Consider the following 15,967-nt stretch of genomic DNA (forward strand, 5'->3'; position numbering starts at 1 on the left):
GCGGAAACTGGCGAGCAAGCGGAGTTGACTTTAGTCAATGAGCATTGCGAGCCAGTTTCCAACGCAGTATTACCGAGCGCAGCAGCTTTCAAAATCCCTGGGGGGCGCGGGTGTGCCAGTCAGTGACTTGCTGGTATTGATGCGCGACATTGAGCAGGCGGCCTTCCTGGAAGTACGGGGCGAGCAGTTGCACGCCGACCGGCAGACCCTCGACGAAACCGGCAGGCATGGACAAGCCCGGCAGGCCCGCAAGGTTGGCGGTGATGGTGTAGAAGTCTTCCAGGTAGGCAGAAATCGGGTCGTTGTTCTTGGCGCCGATTTTCCAGGCCGGGTTAGGCGTGGTTGGGCCAAGGATCACGTCGACTTCAGCGAACGCGTTCATGAAGTCATTCTTGATCAGGCGCCGTATTTTTTGCGCTTGCAGGTAGTAAGCGTCGTAGTAACCGGCTGACAGCGCGTAAGCGCCGACCAGGATCCGCCGCTGAACTTCCGGGCCAAAGCCTTCGGCGCGTGAGCGCTTGTACAGGTCGGTCAGGTCTTTGGGGTCTTCGCAGCGATAGCCAAACCGCACGCCGTCGAAGCGCGACAAGTTGGAAGACGCTTCCGCCGGGGCGATCACGTAATAAGCCGGGATACCGTGTTGCAGGTTCGGCAGGCTGACTTCCTTGACCACGGCACCGAGCTTTTCCAGCTCTTTGACGCTTTCAAGTACCAACTCGGCGATGCGCGGGTCGAGACCGACACCGAAGTATTCTTTCGGGATGCCGATGCGCAGGCCTTGCAGCGAGCCATTGAGGCTGGCGGAGTAATCCGGCACGGGCTCGTCGATGCTGGTGGAGTCCTGTGGATCGAAACCGGCCATGCCTTGCAGCAGCAGGGCGCAGTCTTCAGCGGTGCGCGCAAGCGGTCCGGCCTGATCGAGGCTGGAGGCGTACGCGATCATGCCCCAGCGCGAAACACGACCGTACGTCGGTTTCAGGCCTGTGAGGTTGGTCAGCGCTGCCGGTTGGCGAATCGATCCGCCGGTGTCAGTGCCTGTTGCCGCCGGTATCAGACGAGCGGCAACTGCCGCTGCCGAGCCGCCGGATGAACCGCCGGGAACGTGTTCGAGGTTCCACGGGTTTTTCACCGGACCGTAGTAGCTCGATTCGTTGGCAGAACCCATGGCGAATTCGTCCATGTTGGTCTTGCCCAGCGTGACAGTGCCGGCGGCTGCGAGCTTGGCGACAACGGTCGCGTCGTATGGCGCTTTAAAGTTGTCGAGCATCTTCGAGCCGCAGCTGGTGCGTACGCCCTGGGTGCAGAACAAGTCTTTATGCGCCAGTGGAATGCCCAGCAGAGCGCCGTTCTCACCGGCGGCGCGACGGGCGTCGGCGGCTTGCGCCTGGCTGATGGCCAGCGCTTCGGTCTGCGTGATGAAGCTGTTGAGTTGCGGGTCGAGCTGGGCGATACGCGCCAGCAGAACCCGGGTCAATTCTTCGGAAGAAAACTTTTTGTCGGCGAGGCCGCGGGCGATCTCGGCCAGAGTCAATTGGTGCATTGCAGGCTCTTTTCCTTACTCGATGACTTTCGGAACCAGATAAAGGCCGTTTTCGACCGCTGGTGCGATGGCTTGGTAAGTGTCGCGATTATTTCGTTCGGTCACGACGTCTGCACGCAGACGTTGAGAGGCCTCCAGCGGGTGTGCAAGGGGCTCTATACCTCTGGTATCGACGGCTTGCATCTGATTTACCAGCTCGAGGATACTATTAAGTGCTTCGGTAGTACGTGGAATATCGGCGTCATTGAGGCCCAATCGAGCCAAATGAGCGATTTTTTCCACTTCGGAGCGTTCAAGTGCCATGGGATTCTCCAGTGGAAGGCAGACGGATGTGATCCGTGTGTGTAGATTGTCGGAACACTATCGCATTTCTACGGTCATAAGGCCGCGAACGTCTAGGGTCGTGCTCGGAAAAACAGCTAATTTAACATATTGGCTCCTTGCCCAAAATCCCTGTCGTTGTTAGAGTTTGCCGCACTTTTTTACCCACGCGTTGCCTAGGGTCCCTTTCCCATGTTCAAGAAACTGCGTGGCATGTTTTCCAGCGATCTGTCTATCGACCTGGGCACTGCCAACACCCTTATTTACGTGCGTGAGCGCGGTATCGTTCTGAATGAACCGTCGGTTGTGGCCATTCGCACCCACGGTAACCAGAAGAGCGTCGTTGCTGTCGGGATGGAAGCCAAGCGTATGCTGGGCCGGACTCCGGGCAACATCGCGGCTATTCGCCCAATGAAAGATGGCGTCATTGCCGACTTCAGCGTGTGCGAAAAAATGCTGCAGTACTTCATCAACAAGGTTCACGAAAACAGCTTTTTGCAGCCCAGCCCTCGTGTGCTGATCTGCGTGCCGTGCAAATCCACTCAGGTGGAGCGTCGGGCGATTCGTGAATCGGCCCTTGGTGCCGGTGCTCGCGAAGTATTTTTGATCGAAGAGCCTATGGCTGCTGCGATCGGTGCAGGTCTGCCGGTTGAAGAAGCACGCGGTTCGATGGTGGTCGATATCGGTGGTGGTACCACTGAAATCGCGCTGATCTCCCTCAACGGTGTGGTTTATGCCGAATCCGTACGTGTGGGCGGCGACCGTTTCGACGAAGCGATCATCACTTACGTGCGTCGTAACTACGGCAGCCTGATCGGTGAATCCACCGCAGAGCGTATCAAGCAAGAAATCGGGACTGCCTACCCAGGTGGTGAAGTACGTGAAGTCGACGTACGTGGCCGTAACCTGGCCGAAGGCGTTCCACGTGCCTTCACCCTGAACTCCAACGAAGTGCTTGAAGCGCTGCAGGAGTCCTTGGCGACTATCGTTCAGGCGGTGAAAAGCGCTCTGGAGCAATCGCCGCCGGAATTGGCTTCGGACATCGCCGAGCGTGGTCTGGTGCTGACCGGTGGTGGCGCCTTGCTGCGCGACCTGGACAAACTGCTGGCCCAGGAAACCGGTCTGCCGGTGATCGTTGCCGAAGACCCGCTGACCTGTGTTGCTCGCGGTGGTGGCCGTGCGCTGGAAATGATGGATAAACACACCATGGATCTGCTCTCCACCGAATAAGTTCGCGGAGTGCGTATTTCATGCAGCCAACAGATACAGGTAGCACTGCCAAGTGCTACCTGTATGCGTTAGGCTGGCGCCGAAATAAGGCGTTATCTTCTGTCAATCCGTATCCGGGCCGGTTCCATGCCGCATGAATAAGCACAGCCAATTGAACCTCAACCCATCAAAAACATGCGTGGGAGGAGCGGCCTATTAAACCGCTTTTCGCAAAAGGCCCCTCACTGGGTGTGCGCCTGTTGGTGCTGGTTGTGTTGTCGGTTGCGCTGATGGTGGTGGATGCCCGCTTCACGGTGCTCAAACCCGTTCGCAGTCAGATGTCTCTGGTATTGATGCAATCGTACTGGATTGCCGATTTGCCGCAGCGTCTCTACCAAGGTGTCGCCAGCCAATTCGGCAGCCGCACCGAACTGATCGCCGAAAACGAAAAACTCAAGACTGAAGCCTTGCTCCTGCAAGGGCGCCTGCAAAAACTGGCGGCCTTGACTGAGCAGAACGTGCGGCTGCGCGAGTTGCTCAACTCTTCTGCGCTGGTCAACGAAAAGGTCGAAGTGGCCGAATTGATCGGTATGGACCCCAATCCCTTCACCCAGCGCATCATCATCAACAAAGGTGAGCGCGATGGCGTGGTCCTCGGTCAGCCGGTACTCGATGCGCGCGGTTTGATGGGGCAGGTGGTCGAACTGATGCCGTACACCTCGCGGGTTCTGCTGCTGACCGACACCACCCACAGCATTCCCGTGCAAGTCAATCGCAACGGTCTGCGTGCCATTGCCAGCGGCACCGGCAACCCGGAACGCCTGGAATTGCGCCACGTTGCCGACACCGCCGATATCAAAGAAGGCGATTTGTTGGTGAGTTCTGGTCTCGGCCAGCGCTTCCCGGCGGGTTATCCGGTGGCCACGGTCAAGGAAGTGATTCATGACTCAGGCCAGCCATTCGCCATCGTGCGTGCGGTACCCACCGCTGCGCTGAATCGCAGTCGTTACCTGTTGCTGGTGTTCAGTGACGGCCGTTCGCCCGAGCAGCGCGCCAGCGACGCCGCGCAAGCCCAGGAAGCAATGGATCGGCAAGCCGCCGACCCTGCCGCGACTACGGCCAATCCTGCTGCGGCTAACGCAGCGGCTGCTACGCATGCTCCGGCGATCGTGCCTGCCACACACTCGAATCCAGCATCTGCTGCGCCCGCTCATGCGGCGGCTGCACCGGCCACTCACTCGCCGGCAAGTGCGGTGGCGAAGCCGGCCGCCAAACCCGCCGCGACCAGGCCACCTGCTGCCGCGCCTGCTACCCCTCGGGAGAGGCAATAATGGTTAATCTCGCCCGTGCAAAAAACGGCTGGGTGGTCTGGTTCACTTTCGCGGTCGGTTTGCTGCTGAGTATTTCGCCACTGCCACAGTTCATGGAAATCTTCCGCCCGTTGTGGCTGGCACTGTTGTTGGCCTTCTGGGCGTTGGCATTGCCACACAAGATCGGCATGACGACCGCGTGGTTGCTTGGTCTGTCGGAGGATGTGCTGTATGGCACGTTGCTGGGACAGAACGCGTTGATCCTGACCCTGATCACGTTCCTTGTATTGTCGTTGCAGCAGCGCTTGCGCATGTTCCCGATGTGGCAGCAAAGTCTGGTGATTCTGGTGGTTTTCGGTCTGGCGCAGCTGGCTCAGCTTTGGCTCAGCGCCTTGACCGGCAATCGTCAGCCGACACTTGCCCTGGTGTTGCCAGCGCTGGTCAGCGCACTGATGTGGCCATGGGTGAGTTACGGTCTGCGGGGTTTGCGTAATCGCTTGAGTATTAATTAGGCGGGTTCACATCCGCCTGACGTTTCGCCCCGGGACATTTTTTGCATAGCGCTTATCGCAGAGTGGCAACGCCCACGATCACCGACAGGGAGATGTCCTTATGCCCCCGCTCTATCTGGCTTCTGGTTCACCACGACGCCGTGAACTGCTGACGCAGATCGGTGTGCCTTTCACTGTGCTCAGTGCGCAGATCGATGAAACACCTTTGCCCGACGAAACACCGACGACGTATGTTGAACGGCTTGCGCGTTGCAAGGCCGAGGCCGGTCTGGCGTTGTTGGCAGTCAGCGACGAGGGTTCCAGTCTGTGTGTGTTGGGCGCCGACACTGCGGTGGTGCTCGATGGCCAGATCCTCGGCAAACCGGTCGACGAGGCCGAGGCTGTTGCGATGCTGAGCGCCTTGTCCAATCGTGAACACGAAGTGTTGACCGCCATCGCCGTACTCGACAATGAGCGCTGCGAAATACGGGTGGTACGCAGTCTGGTGCGCTTTCGCTCGATTCAGGTTCAGGAAGCTCAGGCCTACTGGGCCAGTGGTGAGCCGCAAGACAAAGCGGGCGGTTACGCGATTCAGGGTCTGGCGGCGATTTTTGTCGCCAGCGTACATGGCAGCTATTCGGCTGTGGTCGGATTGCCATTGTGCGAAACCGCAGAACTGCTCGGCCGTTTCGGCATACCCTGTTGGCAACACCTGGAAGGTAGGGAATAAGCCATGAGTGAAGAAATTCTGATCAACATCACGCCCATGGAGTCGCGTGTGGCCGTGGTTGAGAACGGTGTGCTGCAGGAGGTCCACGTCGAGCGGACCCAACGTCGCGGTATCGTGGGCAATATTTATAAAGGCAAAGTCGTGCGGGTACTGCCCGGCATGCAAGCGGCCTTCATCGACATCGGCCTGGACCGTGCGGCATTTATTCACGCTTCAGAAATTTCCATGCGCGAAGGTCCGTCCGTCGAAAGCATCAGTGCGCTGGTGCACGAAGGCCAGAGCCTGGTCGTGCAGGTCACCAAAGACCCCATCGCCAGCAAAGGCGCACGTCTGACCACGCAATTGTCGATCCCGTCGCGCTATCTGGTGTACATGCCCAAGACCGCACATGTCGGGATTTCCCTGAAAATTGAAGACGAAGCCGAGCGTGAACGCCTCAAGCAGGTGGTCACCGATTGCGTCGCTCAGGAAGGTATCAAAGAGGCCGGTGGTTTTATCCTGCGCACGGCGGCTGAAGGCGCTGGCGCTGATGAAATCCTCATGGATATTCGCTACCTGCGCCGTCTTTGGGATCAGATCGGCGAGCAGATCAAGACCGTGGGCGCCCCTAGCGTTATTTATGAAGACCTCGACCTGGCCCTGCGTACTCTGCGCGATCTGGTCAGCCCACGCATCGAGAAGATCCGCATCGACTCACGCGAGACCTTCCAGAAAACCACCCAATTTGTTGCCGAACTGATGCCGGAAATCGCTGACCGTCTGGAGCACTATCCGGGTGAGCGGCCGATTTTCGACCTGTATGGCGTCGAAGATGAAATCCAGAAAGCCCTCGACCGTAAGGTGCCACTCAAGTCCGGCGGTTATCTGGTGATCGATCCGGCCGAAGCGATGAGCACCATCGATGTGAATACCGGGGCGTTTGTCGGTCATCGAAATCTCGAAGAAACCATCTTCAAGACCAACCTGGAAGCAGCGACCGCGATTGCCCGTCAGTTGCGCCTGCGTAATCTGGGCGGGATCATCATTATCGATTTCATCGACATGGAAGATGGCGAGCACCAGCGTCAGGTCCTGCGTACGCTGGAGAAGCAGCTGGAGCGTGATCACGCTAAAACCAACATCATCGGTATCACCGAGTTGGGCCTGGTGCAGATGACCCGCAAGCGCACTCGCGAAAGCCTTGAACAAGTGCTGTGCGAGCCGTGCAGCAGTTGCCAGGGGCGCGGTAAGTTGAAGACCCCTGAGACTGTTTGTTACGAGATTTTCCGGGAAATATTGCGCGAAGCCCGCGCTTATCAGGCGGAAGGCTATCGTGTATTAGCCAATCAGAAAGTCGTGGACCGTTTGCTCGATGAAGAGTCGGGCAACGTCGCTGAGCTGGAAGGTTTTATCGGCCGCACCATTCGTTTTCAAGTCGAAACTATGTATTCCCAAGAACAATATGACGTTGTGTTGCTCTAAGCAGCGATCTGTCAGTTTCAGTACTAATGGCAGTAAGCCTTTTAATGAGAACTCTGCGTGGCAAATGAGCAATTCCTGACCCTATCGATGACTGCACGGCTGCGCCGACAGCCTGCGCAGCCTTCAGCCCTGAGGGTCAGCTGACATGGGGCGTCTGACGCGTTTTCTTGCCGCCTTGACTCGCTTGGGTTTGGGTGTTTGCGCGCTGGTTTTAGTGCTGACGGCGCTGTACGTCAGCGTCGGTCGACAACTGGTGCCGATGGTGGCCGAGTACCGTGGCGAAGTCGAAGCCAAGGCGCGTGCCGCACTGGACATGCCGCTGAGTATCGGCAGCCTCGAAGGTCGCTGGCACGGGTTCGCCCCGGAACTGCTGGCCCACGATGTGATGGTAGGCGAGGGCGCCAATGCACTGCGTCTGGATCATGTGCGTGCCGTGCCGGACATCTGGGCCAGCCTGATGGCGCGCGAAGTGCGCATCGCTCTCCTGGAGCTCAACGGTCTGCAACTGAGCCTCAAAGAAGACAAGGATGGCCATTGGGCGCTTCAGGGACTGCCGGTCAAGGACGATAAGCCTTTCGATCCGGAAGAGGTACTGACCCAGATACAGGCGGTTTCCCAGCTGTCATTGCTCGACAGTCAGATCACCTTCCAGCCGTACGAGCAGGCGCCATCGACCTTTACTTACGTCAGCTTCAGTTTGCGGACCGGTAGTATTCGCCAACGTCTGGATGCACGTTTGACCTTGCCTGACGGTCAGCCGGTGGCGCTCAATCTGCGTTCGCGGGTGCAGGCGAAAAACTGGCGGGATGGCGAGGCCGATGTTTACCTGAGCCTGCCGCAAAGTGACTGGGCACGCTGGTTGCCGACCAGCCTGACCCGACAATGGAAGGTCTCCACGCTCAAGGCTGGCGGCGAATTCTGGCTGACCTGGGGCAAAGGCACGCTGCAAAGTGCCGTGGCGCGAGTCAATGCTCCACTGCTCAAAGGCGCCTATGCCGATCGCAAGGCGACGAAAATCGACAATCTGGCGCTCAACGCCTGGTTCCAGCGCAGCAACGATGGTTTCAGTCTGTCGTTTGATTCATTGGCAATGAACCTTGGCGACAAGCGTTGGGAAAGCCGCATCCAGCTCAAGCAGCAGGCGGCGACCCCGGAGGCTGAAGAGCGTTGGCATGTTCAAGCGGATCGCCTGGACCTGGCGCCGATCACGCCGATACTCGATTCCCTGGTGCCACTGCCGGACACGCTGATGACGGTGCTCGACAGCCTGAAAGTCACGGGTGGGTTGCGCAATGTGTTGCTCGATTATCAGCCACAAGCAGTGGGCGATAAACGTTTCAGCTTTGCTGCCAATCTGGACAAGGTCGGCTTCAGTGCGTATCACGGCGCACCGGCCGCCGGCAATGTCAGCGGTAGCATCAGCGGTGATCTGGGGCAGGGTGAGCTGCGCTTGGCCACCGATGATTTCATGCTGCACTTGTACCCGATCTTTACCAAGCCCTGGCACTACCGGAAGGCCAACGCCCGTCTGACCTGGAAGCTCGACGAGCAAGGCTTCACCCTGATTGCGCCGTATATTCAGGTGCTGGGCGACGAAGGAAAAATCGCCAGCGACTTTCTGATTCGCCTGCATTTCGACCACACCCAGGAAGACTACATGGACCTGCGTGTCGGTCTGGTCGAGGGTGACGGTCGTTACACCGGTAAATACCTGCCTGCGGTGCTCGGTCCGGCGTTGGACGAATGGTTGCGCACAGCGATTCTGGGGGGCGCGGTGGATCAGGGTTTCTTTCAGTACCAGGGCTCGCTCAGCCGCGATGCAACGGCCGCTGCGCGAAACATCAGCCTGTTCTTCAAGGTTCACGACGCTACGTTGGCCTTCCAGCCGGGCTGGCCGCAGCTCACGGGCATAGACGGTGACGTATTTGTCGAGAACAGCGGCGTGCGTATCAAGGCCAGCAAGGGCCAACTGCTGGATACGCAGGTCAGCAATGTTCTGGTCAATATTCCCCACGTGCCTGCCGGGAAAACCAGCCACCTGCTGGTTGATGGCGATTTCGCGGGTGGCCTGGGTGACGGCCTGAAAATTCTTCAGGATGCCCCCATTGGCACGGCTGATACGTTCGCGGGCTGGGAAGGCGACGGTTCGTTGCAGGGCAAGCTGAAACTGGACATTCCTTTGGCCAAAGGTGAAGTCCCGAAGATTGCGGTGGACTTCAATACTGATGCAGCACGCTTGAAACTGAGCAATCCGCCGTTGGAGTTGACCCAGCTTAAGGGGGCGTTCCGCTTTGATAATGCCAAGGGTTTGAGCGGCAGCGGCATTCGCGCGCAGGCGTTCGAACGGCCGATCACCGCGCAAATTTATGCAGAAGGAAGTCCCGGGGCGCTCACTACCCGAGTCGTCGCCAACGGTCAGGTTGCGCTAAAGAGACTCACCGATTGGCTGGGTGACACTCAGCCGTTGCCGGTGTCTGGCGAGCTGCCCTATCAGGTGCAGGTCACCCTTGGTGGGGCGGACAGCCAACTGCGGGTCAATTCCAATCTCAAAGGTTTGGCCGTCGATCTGCCCGCGCCTTTCGGCAAACCAGCGGATGACGTGCGAGAGAGTGAATTTCGCATGACCTTGCAAGGGGCTGAACGGCGTTACTGGGCTGCTTACGATGGCCTGGCTAATCTTGCATTCGCGGCGCCAGGCGGCAATATCGCTGAGGGTCGGGGCGAGCTGTTTCTAGGTCAGGGCGATGCGGTTCTGTCTGACGCCAAAGGTTTGAGAGTGCGCGGTGTACTGTCCGAACTGGACATCGGGCCCTGGAAAACCATCGTCGAGCGCTACGCTGGCAATGATCCCGGTGGCAGCGCCAAGCAGATTCTGCACAGTATGAACCTGCAGGTCGGAAAAATGAGCGCGTTGGGTACCACGCTCGATAAGGTCGATGTGCAACTCAATCGAAAAGACACCGGGTGGTCCCTGGCCGTCGACAGCTCGTTGCTCAAAGGCACGGCCAATCTACCTGACGCAAAAGGCGCGCCTATTGGTATCGATCTTCTGTACGTCCGCTTGCCTGCGCCCGATGCCAATGCGGCGGTAGTGGAGAATGCCCCAGACCCGCTGGCGGATGTTGATCCACGACAGATTCCAGCGATGGATATCAAGGTTGTGCAGTTGTTCCAGGGTGATCAATTGGTCGGCGCGTGGTCACTCAAGACCCGGCCGAGCGCCACGGGCGTAAGGCTTTCTGACTTGAGCCTGGGCCTCAAAGGCATGTTGTTGCAGGGCGATGGTAGTTGGGAAGGCACGCCGGGATTGACCCGCAGTTGGTACAAGGGTCATGTCGGGGGCAAAAATATTGCGGATGTATTGAAGGCTTGGGGTTTTGCGCCGACCGTGACCAGCGACACGTTCGAGCTGGATGCTGACGGTCGATGGCCTGGTTCGCCAGCCTGGCTCGGGGTCAAGCGCTACTCGGGCAGCCTGGATGCGACGTTGCGCTCCGGCCAGTTCGTCGAAGCAGAAGGTGGCGCGCAAGCCCTGAGGGTGTTTGGTCTGCTCAACTTCAACTCCATCGGCCGCCGCCTGCGCCTGGACTTCTCGGATCTGCTGGGCAAAGGCCTCAGTTATGATCAGGTCAAAGGCCTGCTGGTCTCCAGCGACGGCGTGTACGTGACACGCACCCCGATCACCCTGACCGGACCGTCAAGCAACCTTGAGCTCAATGGCACATTGGACATGGTCAACGACCGGGTCGATGCCAAGTTGCTGGTGACATTGCCGGTGACCAATAACTTGCCGATCGCCGCATTGATCGTCGGCGCCCCGGCAATTGGCGGCGCCTTGTTCCTGGTGGATAAACTGTTTGGTGACCGCGTGGCGCGATTCGCCAGTGTGCAGTACCGCGTTGAAGGCCCATGGAAAGAGCCGAAAATCACCTTTGACAAACCCTTTGAAAAACCTCAATAGCGCGTCATGGAGTACAGTGGCCGCATGTCTTGCTCGGAGCGTGCCATGTCTTTTGCCGTGATTCAAATGGTCAGCCAGAGCGATGTCCTGGCCAATCTGGCTCAGGCTCGCCGCCTGCTGGAGCGGGCTGCCGAGTCCGGTGCGCGCCTTGCTGTGCTGCCGGAAAATTTCGCCGCCATGGGTCGTCGCGATATTGCCGATATCGGTCGCGCCGAGGCTCAGGGCCAAGGTCCGATTCTGCCATGGTTGAAACTGGCCGCTCGCGACCTCAAGTTATGGATAGTTGCCGGCACGTTACCGCTGCCGCCGAGTGATCGGCCGCAGGGCAAAGTGACTGCGTGTTCGTTGTTGATCGATGAGCACGGCGAGCAAGTGGCGCGCTATGACAAGCTACATTTGTTCGATGTGGACGTTGCCGACAACCGTGGTCGTTACCGGGAGTCTGATGTTTACGCCCATGGTGACAAGGTGGTGGTCGCCGATACGCCGGTGGGGCGTCTGGGTTTGAGCGTGTGTTACGACCTGCGCTTTCCCGAGTTGTACAGCGCGCTGCGTGAAGCGGGCGCGCAATTGATCACTGCACCGTCGGCCTTCACGGCCGTCACCGGCGCTGCGCATTGGGACATCCTGATCCGGGCGCGTGCGATAGAGACCCAGTGCTATGTGCTGGCGGCGGCGCAGGGTGGCATGCACCCTGGCTCACGGGAAACATACGGGCATGCCGCGATCATCGACCCTTGGGGGCGCGTGCTGGCTGAGCAAGCCCAGGGCGAAGCGGTGCTGCTGGCCGAACGTGATAGCGATGAACAGGCGTCCATACGGGCGCGGATGCCGGTGTCCAGTCACCGGCGATTTTTTTCGCAGGACGCGTTGCGGCCTGCGCACACTTCGGAGTGAATATGAGCGACTTGTCCTCTGTCAGCGAACACCTTTTAGCGCCCGGCGGCCTGAGCCTCGACAGCTTGCAGTCGGTGCTGGGCGAGCTGGCCGGCCCCGGGATCGACGCGGCTGACCTGTATTTTCAGGGGCAGATTTCCGAGTCATGGTCGCTGGAAGACGGCATCGTCAAGGAAGGCAGTTTCAACCTCGATCAAGGCGTCGGTGTCCGTGCGCAATCGGGTGAGAAAACCGGCTTTGCCTACAGCAATGCGATTACTCCTGAAGCATTGAGCCTTGCAGCACGCGCTGCACGTTCGATCTCCCGTGCCGGGCAGGAAGGCCGGGTGCAGGCATTCACCACTCAGGATGTGGCCCAGTTGTATGCGCCAGACAACCCGCTGGAAGTGATGACGCGTGCGGAAAAGGTCGAACTGCTCAAGCGTGTCGACGTTGCCACGCGTGCGTTGGATTCACGTATTCAGCAGGTCACGGTCAGTATGGCTGGGGTCTGGGAGCGGATTCTGATTGCCTCCACCGATGGCAGTCTTGCGGCGGATGTGCGTCCACTGGTGCGCTTTAACGTCAGCGTCATCGTCGAGCAGAATGGTCGACGCGAACGGGGCGGTCATGGTGGTGGCGGGCGTACCGATTACCGGTACTTCCTGGCGGATGACCGTGCCATGGGCTATGCCCGTGAAGCGCTACGTCAGGCGCTGGTGAATCTCGAAGCGATCCCTGCACCTGCCGGGACGTTGCCGGTGGTGCTCGGTTCTGGCTGGTCCGGGGTGCTGTTGCACGAAGCGGTTGGTCATGGTCTGGAAGGCGATTTCAACCGCAAAGGCAGCTCGGCTTATAGCGGGCGCATGGGTGAAATGGTGGCGTCCAAGCTGTGCACGATTGTCGATGACGGCACGTTGCCTGGCCGTCGAGGCTCGTTGACCGTGGACGATGAGGGCACGCCAACCGAATGCACCACCTTGATCGAAAACGGCGTACTCAAGGGTTACATGCAGGACAAGCTCAACGCTCGGTTGATGGGTGTGGCGCGTACCGGTAATGGTCGTCGTGAGTCCTACGCGCACCTGCCGATGCCGCGCATGACCAACACGTACATGCTTGCCGGACAAAGCGACCCTGAGGAAATCATCGCCTCGGTGAAGAGGGGCATTTACTGCGCCAACCTTGGCGGCGGTCAGGTGGACATCACCAGCGGCAAATTCGTGTTTTCGACCAGCGAAGCTTATTTGATCGAAGACGGCAAAATCACCACGCCGGTCAAAGGTGCGACCTTGATCGGCAACGGGCCTGAAGCCATGAGTCGAGTGTCGATGGTCGGTAACGATCTGACGCTGGACAGCGGCGTGGGCACCTGCGGCAAAGACGGTCAGTCAGTGCCAGTAGGCGTCGGCCAGCCGACGTTGAAGATCGATGCGATTACCGTGGGTGGCACGGGTTCCTGAATGACAGCACCGAATGAATCGCAGGGTGCGATTCATTCGGTGCATGAACACTAGCGCAGACCGCGCTTGATATCGTCCAGGTCGCGGATGTACTTGAACAGTTTACGGCTGGCAGCAGGTGGCTTGCTTTGCGCAAGCTCATGCTGGGCCTGGCGTATAAACGAACGCAGTTGCTGGCGATCCGCTTCCGGATAGTCACCGACAAACTTCTCGAGTACATCGTCGGTGCCTGTGATCAAGCGATCACGCCAGCGTTCCAGACCGTGAAAACGTTCGTTGTATTGGCGAGTGGAGGCATCAAGTTGATCAAGCAACACCAGAATGGCGTCCAGGTCTTGATCGCGCATCAGTTTGCCGATGAACAGGATATGCCGTTTACGCGCAATGTTTGCGGTGTGCTTGGGCGCTTCAGCCAAGGCCCGGCGCAAGGCGTCGGTCAAGGGCAGCTTCGCCAGCAGGTCAGGCTTGAGTGTTGTCAGGCGCTCGCCAAGGTCAACCAGAGCATGGAGCTCGCGTTTGACCTGGGTTTTGCTTTTACCCTCATCGAGGGAGTCGTCGTAAGAATCAACCATGGGGGCAGTCCGATAAGAAACGCCGCCATGATAACCAGTCGGGGGCCGCTTGTCCGGCCCGGTCGGTATTCGGCCTGTGCCGAAAGCAGAATTTGATGGAGAAAGTCATGAGTACATCTCAAAGCGTCGGCCCGCAAGCCTTGCCAGCACTGCAAGAGCAGGTGGAGCAAATTATCGCCGAAGCCAAGCGTCAGGGCGCCAGCGCCTGTGAAGTGGCGGTGTCTCTGGAGCAGGGCCTGTCGACCTCGGTTCGCCAGCGTGAAGTGGAAACCGTCGAGTTCAACCGCGATCAGGGCTTTGGTATCACCTTGTATGTCGGTCAGCGCAAAGGCTCGGCCAGCACCTCCGCCAGCGGCGCTGACGCTATTCGCGAAACCGTCGCCGCCGCGTTGGCGATTGCCAAACACACCTCCGAAGACGAATGCTCCGGCCTCGCCGATGCCGCGCTGATGGCTAAAGAGCGGCCGGACTTTGACCTGTTCCACGCGTGGGATATCACCCCGGAACAAGCCATCGAGCGCGCCTTGACCTGTGAAGCGGCGGCGTTCGATGCGGACAGCCGGATCAAGAATGCCGATGGCACCACGCTCAGCACCCACCAGGGTTGCCGCGTTTATGGCAACAGCCACGGTTTTATCGGCGGCTATGCCTCGACACGCCACAGCTTGAGCTGCGTGATGATTGCCGAGGGCGAAGGGCAGATGCAGCGCGACTACTGGTACGACGTGAGTCGCCAGGGCGAGTTGCTGGCGGATCCGCAAAGCATTGGTCGTCGCGCGGCACAACGAGCGGCCGGCCGCTTGGGCGCACGCCCGGTACCGACGTGTGAAGTGCCAGTGTTGTTCGCTGCAGAATTGGCGGGTGGTTTGTTCGGCCATTTTCTGTCTGCCATTTCCGGCGGCAACCTGTATCGCAAATCGTCGTTTCTGGAAGGGGCGATGGGCCAGCGTCTGTTCCCTGAATGGCTGACCCTAGACGAGCGGCCACATCTGATGGGTGCCATGGGCAGTTCGGCGTTCGACGGTGATGGTTTGGCAACCTACGCCAAGCCGTTCGTGGAGAACGGTGATTTGGTGTCGTATGTCCTTGGCACTTACTCGGGTCGCAAGCTGGGGCTGCCAAGCACAGCCAACTCTGGCGGCGTGCATAACCTCTTCGTTACCCATGGCGTGGAAGATCAGGCTGCGTTATTGCGCCGTATGGGTCGCGGTTTGCTGGTCACTGAGTTGATGGGCAGCGGTTTGAATATGGTGACCGGCGACTACTCTCGCGGCGCGGCGGGCTTTTGGGTCGAGAACGGCGAAATCCAGTTTCCGGTTCAAGAAGTCACCATCGCAGGCAACCTGCGCGACATGTTCAAACAGATCGTCGCCATCGGCAGCGACCTCGAACTGCGCAGCAATATCCGCACGGGTTCGGTTTTGATCGAACGTATGACGGTCGCGGGTAGCTGATCCATCTGGACGCGCCGAAACGCTTGTAGGCCCGCGCGCCTACAAGCAAGCATCCCAGCAACACACAAAACACCTGTAGGAGCTGCCGGAGGCTGCGATAAGGCCGGAACGGCCTTCATGAATTCCGATGCCGCGACCGTTCGTCTGACGCGTCCCCGGGGGTGATCGCAGCCTTCGGCAGCTCCTACAAGGGATTTGTGATCGACATATTTCCCAGTGGGAGCGAAATCAGTCGAAGACGATTTGTTGGGCGGAGGAAAAACGGATGAACGACCGACGTTGAGCCAGGCGCTCAATCCGGTCACTCGCCCTCATCAAACCGGTTGTTGATCAGCTCGATCAAACCGTCGAGCGCCGCCTGGTCGTCTTCACCTTCGGTGTGCAGGTGAATGTCGGTGCCTTTTCCTGCAGCCAACATCATTACGGCCATGATGCTTTTGCCGTCGACCATACTGTCGGGGGCACGACCGACTCTGATCTGGCAGGGGAATTTTCCTGCGACACCGACGAATTTGGCGGCCGCACGCGCGTGCAAGCCCAGCTTGTTGATGATAGTGATTTGACGAGCGGGCATCGCGA

13 protein-coding genes are annotated in these 15,967 nt (G+C 59.0%); 9 read left to right on the plus strand and 4 right to left on the minus strand.

Annotation, left to right across the window (positions count from 1 at the left end; translation table 11 throughout):
• Nucleotides 1–88: 88 nt before the first annotated feature.
• Together gatA and gatC are read right to left on the minus strand one after the other, a co-directional pair.
• A complete protein-coding gene (gene gatA / locus AC1ME2_RS17855) occupies nucleotides 89–1,540 on the minus strand; it encodes an Asp-tRNA(Asn)/Glu-tRNA(Gln) amidotransferase subunit GatA (protein WP_480435622.1) in 1,452 nt (483 codons plus the stop codon).
• A gap of 15 nt (nucleotides 1,541–1,555) precedes the next feature.
• Nucleotides 1,556–1,843: an Asp-tRNA(Asn)/Glu-tRNA(Gln) amidotransferase subunit GatC gene (gatC, locus tag AC1ME2_RS17860; protein ID WP_480435623.1), complete on the minus strand. Its 288-nt coding sequence runs from the start codon at nucleotides 1,841–1,843 to the stop codon at nucleotides 1,556–1,558.
• 210 nt (nucleotides 1,844–2,053) lie between these two features.
• Here gatC and mreB point away from each other — a divergent pair, with 210 nt between their 5' ends.
• From mreB to tldD, 8 genes are all read left to right on the plus strand, one after another.
• Nucleotides 2,054–3,091, plus strand: coding sequence for a rod shape-determining protein MreB (gene mreB, locus AC1ME2_RS17865; protein WP_322166077.1), 1,038 nt, complete (start codon nucleotides 2,054–2,056; stop codon nucleotides 3,089–3,091).
• A 230-nt stretch (nucleotides 3,092–3,321) separates the two neighbouring features.
• Nucleotides 3,322–4,401, plus strand: coding sequence for a rod shape-determining protein MreC (gene mreC, locus AC1ME2_RS17870; protein WP_480435624.1), 1,080 nt, complete (start codon nucleotides 3,322–3,324; stop codon nucleotides 4,399–4,401).
• Nucleotides 4,401–4,892 carry a rod shape-determining protein MreD gene (gene mreD, locus AC1ME2_RS17875; protein ID WP_480435625.1) on the plus strand — a complete coding sequence of 164 codons (492 nt, stop codon included), beginning with the start codon at nucleotides 4,401–4,403 and terminating at the stop codon, nucleotides 4,890–4,892. Before mreC ends, mreD begins: the two co-directional genes overlap by 1 nt.
• Nucleotides 4,893–4,992: 100 nt before the next feature.
• Nucleotides 4,993–5,601 (plus strand): Maf family protein, encoded by a 609-nt coding sequence (locus tag AC1ME2_RS17880; RefSeq protein WP_480435627.1) that lies wholly within the window; start codon nucleotides 4,993–4,995, stop codon nucleotides 5,599–5,601.
• Between the two features lie 3 nt (nucleotides 5,602–5,604).
• Entirely contained in the window at nucleotides 5,605–7,062 is a 1,458-nt protein-coding gene (rng, locus tag AC1ME2_RS17885) for a ribonuclease G (RefSeq protein WP_480435629.1), read from the plus strand.
• Between the two features lie 145 nt (nucleotides 7,063–7,207).
• Complete coding sequence (locus AC1ME2_RS17890) at nucleotides 7,208–11,023, plus strand: YhdP family protein (RefSeq protein ID WP_480435630.1); 3,816 nt, start codon at nucleotides 7,208–7,210, stop codon at nucleotides 11,021–11,023.
• A 45-nt stretch (nucleotides 11,024–11,068) separates the two neighbouring features.
• The gene (locus tag AC1ME2_RS17895; RefSeq protein WP_480435631.1) at nucleotides 11,069–11,920 is read left to right on the plus strand and encodes a carbon-nitrogen hydrolase family protein; all 852 of its coding nucleotides are present in this window, start codon (nucleotides 11,069–11,071) and stop codon (nucleotides 11,918–11,920) included.
• 2 nt (nucleotides 11,921–11,922) lie between these two features.
• The gene (tldD, locus tag AC1ME2_RS17900; RefSeq protein WP_480435633.1) at nucleotides 11,923–13,362 is read left to right on the plus strand and encodes a metalloprotease TldD; all 1,440 of its coding nucleotides are present in this window, start codon (nucleotides 11,923–11,925) and stop codon (nucleotides 13,360–13,362) included.
• Nucleotides 13,363–13,412: 50 nt separating this feature from the next.
• Here tldD and yjgA read toward each other — a convergent pair whose 3' ends face one another.
• Nucleotides 13,413–13,934, minus strand: a complete 522-nt coding sequence (gene yjgA / locus AC1ME2_RS17905) for a ribosome biogenesis factor YjgA (RefSeq protein ID WP_480435634.1) — start codon at nucleotides 13,932–13,934, stop codon at nucleotides 13,413–13,415.
• Between the two features lie 107 nt (nucleotides 13,935–14,041).
• Here yjgA and pmbA point away from each other — a divergent pair, with 107 nt between their 5' ends.
• Nucleotides 14,042–15,388, plus strand: a complete 1,347-nt coding sequence (gene pmbA / locus AC1ME2_RS17910) for a metalloprotease PmbA (protein WP_480435635.1) — start codon at nucleotides 14,042–14,044, stop codon at nucleotides 15,386–15,388.
• Nucleotides 15,389–15,689: 301 nt separating this feature from the next.
• Here pmbA and AC1ME2_RS17915 read toward each other — a convergent pair whose 3' ends face one another.
• Nucleotides 15,690–15,962 (minus strand): HPr family phosphocarrier protein, encoded by a 273-nt coding sequence (locus tag AC1ME2_RS17915; RefSeq protein WP_480435636.1) that lies wholly within the window; start codon nucleotides 15,960–15,962, stop codon nucleotides 15,690–15,692.
• Between the last annotated feature and the right edge of the window lie 5 nt (nucleotides 15,963–15,967).

It is taken from the genome of Pseudomonas sp. ASL9, assembly GCF_056680335.1.

Coding starts and splice junctions, on each gene's coding strand:
- gatA (WP_480435622.1), bottom strand. CDS start 1,540: ATGCACCAATTGACTCTGGCCGAGATCGCCCGCGGCCTCGCCGACAAA.
- gatC (WP_480435623.1), bottom strand. CDS start 1,843: ATGGCACTTGAACGCTCCGAAGTGGAAAAAATCGCTCATTTGGCTCGA.
- mreB (WP_322166077.1), top strand. CDS start 2,054: ATGTTCAAGAAACTGCGTGGCATGTTTTCCAGCGATCTGTCTATCGAC.
- mreD (WP_480435625.1), top strand. CDS start 4,401: ATGGTTAATCTCGCCCGTGCAAAAAACGGCTGGGTGGTCTGGTTCACT.
- AC1ME2_RS17880 (WP_480435627.1), top strand. CDS start 4,993: ATGCCCCCGCTCTATCTGGCTTCTGGTTCACCACGACGCCGTGAACTG.
- rng (WP_480435629.1), top strand. CDS start 5,605: ATGAGTGAAGAAATTCTGATCAACATCACGCCCATGGAGTCGCGTGTG.
- AC1ME2_RS17890 (WP_480435630.1), top strand. CDS start 7,208: ATGGGGCGTCTGACGCGTTTTCTTGCCGCCTTGACTCGCTTGGGTTTG.
- AC1ME2_RS17895 (WP_480435631.1), top strand. CDS start 11,069: ATGTCTTTTGCCGTGATTCAAATGGTCAGCCAGAGCGATGTCCTGGCC.
- tldD (WP_480435633.1), top strand. CDS start 11,923: ATGAGCGACTTGTCCTCTGTCAGCGAACACCTTTTAGCGCCCGGCGGC.
- yjgA (WP_480435634.1), bottom strand. CDS start 13,934: ATGGTTGATTCTTACGACGACTCCCTCGATGAGGGTAAAAGCAAAACC.
- pmbA (WP_480435635.1), top strand. CDS start 14,042: ATGAGTACATCTCAAAGCGTCGGCCCGCAAGCCTTGCCAGCACTGCAA.
- AC1ME2_RS17915 (WP_480435636.1), bottom strand. CDS start 15,962: ATGCCCGCTCGTCAAATCACTATCATCAACAAGCTGGGCTTGCACGCG.